The 2486-nt window shown below is 70.2% G+C and carries 2 protein-coding genes; one reads left to right on the top strand and one right to left on the bottom strand.

Annotated features, from left to right (window positions below):
• Positions 1-161: 161 nt before the first annotated feature.
• Positions 162-1511 carry an IS1380 family transposase gene (locus tag VF468_19285; GenBank protein HEX5880434.1) on the bottom strand — a complete coding sequence of 450 codons (1350 nt, stop codon included), beginning with the start codon at positions 1509-1511 and terminating at the stop codon, positions 162-164.
• 170 nt (positions 1512-1681) lie between these two features.
• On the opposite strand from VF468_19285, the gene VF468_19280 reads away from it, so the two are divergent.
• The coding region (locus tag VF468_19280; protein HEX5880433.1) for an IS4 family transposase at positions 1682-2486 on the top strand (805 nt) is incomplete at its 3' end.

Genomic DNA, 2486 nt, shown 5'->3' with positions numbered 1-2486 from the left:
CTGATCTTCGGTCAACGGGAAGGCATGCCCGGCGGTTTATCTCGGGTGAGAAGAGCCGCTGGACCCGGCCTGCAGCCCGGTCCGGGCCGCTTTGGCCCTGCTGGTCGATCTTCGGCGCACAGCTCTCCCCTCGGCTTCGCCTGCCTCATCGCTCGCTCCCCTCAGGCCGCCGCCACGGGCGGTCCCCGCAAGCGAGCGATCCGGCGCAGGATCGCGGCGAACAATGCTCGCGGCACCGCCACCTCCGCGAGCTGGAAGACCACATAGCGGCCGTGGCGCACGATCCGGGCGCCGATCTTCACGAGCTTCTCGCGCAAGGTGGTGAGCGACCACTGCGCCGCCTCGTTCGGCAAGACGAGCGAGCGCAGGAAGTTGGCCAGGTTGTAGGCGAGCGCGAACAGCTGCAGCCGCACCGCGTTGTCCCGGAAGGCGCGGCAGGACAGCCGGGTCCACCGCAGCGCGTTCTTGCCCTCCTTGATCCACTGCTCCGCCGTGCCGCGGCCGTTGTAGAACTTGCTGACCCGCTCGGCTGGTCGGGTCAGGTTGGTGACGATGAACCCGATCCGCGGGCAGAGCTCGCCTTGGTGCCACTCGACCTTGGCCACCACCCGCCGCGGCTTGGCCCAGCTCTGGGCCTGGTAGGTGAAGCTGGCGTGGAACACCTGCGGCCTCTTCGGCGGGCGGCCGACGGGCCGGGTCAGCAGGTGGCCGATCCGTTCCTGCAGGACCGGGTTGGCCGGCAGCCGGACGGCGTAGCCGATGTCCTCGACCTCGAGCAGCTCGTACAGCTCGGGCTTGGCGAACGCCGCGTCGCCGCGGAAGTAGAGGACGAAGCCCCGGCCGCGGTAGCGGGCGATCACCGGCACCAGCACCGAGCGCCACGCGTCGGCGCTGTGGACGTTGCCGGGCCGCAGCAGGCAGCGCTCGAGGTCGCCGAACTGGTTGAAGACGAACAGCGGGTGGTAACAGGAGCAGCGGAAGTGGCCGTTCCAAGCCGAGCCCCCCTGCTCGCCGTAGGTCGGGCTCTCGGAGCTGTCCATGTCCAAGATGATGCCGTCGGGCGGTCGGCGCGCGTGCACCCGGTCGATCCAGCTGCCGGACAGGTCCGTGAGCGCGGCGAGGTTGGCCTCGGTGGCCAGCCACTCGGTCTCGAAGCGGCCCATCTCGCTGCCCGACGCGGCCGGCCGGTCGAGCCCTTCGCGGCCGACGATGGCGCGCATCGCCGGGTCGCGGGCGAGCCGTTCGGCGTCGTTCACGTCCTCGTAGCCGGCGAGCCGGCCGTAGACCGCTTGCCGCAACAGACCGAGCAGCCGGTGGCGGATGTTCTTGCCGCGCCGGCCCTCGGCGAGGGCCGAGACGGCCGTCGCGGTCAGGCCGAGGGCGTCGTCCAGCTCGCGATACGCAAGCAGGCCGCCGTCGGAGGTGATCCTGGCGCCGTGGAACTCGAGCTTGAGGCGGCGGTCGAAGGCGACCCGCAGGGGTTTTCTCGTTTCACCCGCCGCGTCCGCCATCGCACGCCCGCCTGATCACCGCTACGCTGCTGATTCGGCTAGCAGAATCGCCACCGAGTGTCAGCCGCGTTCGAGGTCAAATGGGAAATCCGGGCTAACAGCAATACCGTTGACTTAATGCCGCTTCGTGGCTGGTATCTGCCTGTCTCAGACAGGGAGAGGCAACGGCGATGGCGCGAACCCCGGCGCGTCTGCCGAACGGCACCCGGCTCAGCGATTACGTTACCCTGGGCGTGCTGACCACCACCGTCCCCGCCGGGCTGATCGACGCCGTGCTGGCCGACACTGGCCGGCAGAGCCGGCGCCAGCGGCAGCTGCCGGCGCGGCTGGTGGTCTACTACGTCATGGCCCTGGCGCTTTATGCCCAGGCCTCCTATGGCGAGGTCCTGCGCTGTCTGCTCGAGGGCGTGCGCTGGTTGCGGCTGAAAGGGGCGGATCCGGCCCTGGCCGACAAGTCCGCCATCACCAAGGCGCGGATCCGGCTCGGCGCCAGCCCGCTCAAGCAGCTGTTCGCCCGCGTGGCGCGCCCGCTGGCCGAGCCGGACACGCGGGGGGCCTGGTACCGGGGACGCCGGCTGGTCGGCCTGGACGGTACCACCATCGACCTGGCCGACACGCCGGAACTGGAAGAGCGCTTCGGCCGCCCAGCGGCATCGCGCGGCAGCAGCAGCTTTCCGCAGCTGCGCCTGCTCACGCTGGCCGAGACCGGCACCCATGCGATCTTTGCCGCTGCCCTCGACCGGTATCAGGTCAGCGAGGCCCATCTGGCGCTTGAGCTGTTGCAGCAGCTGCAGCCTGACATGTTGTGCCTGGCCGACCGGGCCTTTGTCGGCTTCGAGTTGTGGCGGACGGCCGCCGCTTCGGGTGCGGTCCTGCTCTGGCGGGTGCGCAAGAACCAGGTGCTGCCCTGCCGCGAGCGGCTGACCGACGGCTCGTACCTGAGCCGCCTCTATGCTTCACCCAAGCACCGCCGTC

Source organism: Actinomycetota bacterium, assembly GCA_036280995.1.
GTDB lineage: Bacteria > Actinomycetota > CALGFH01 > CALGFH01 > CALGFH01 > CALGFH01.
Note: the sequence above shows the minus strand (reverse complement) of the source record. Positions and strands in the feature narration are given on the sequence as shown.

Excerpts from the sequence above, each read along its gene's own strand:
- VF468_19285 (HEX5880434.1), bottom strand. The coding sequence starts at position 1,511 with ATGGCGGACGCGGCGGGTGAAACGAGAAAACCCCTGCGGGTCGCCTTC.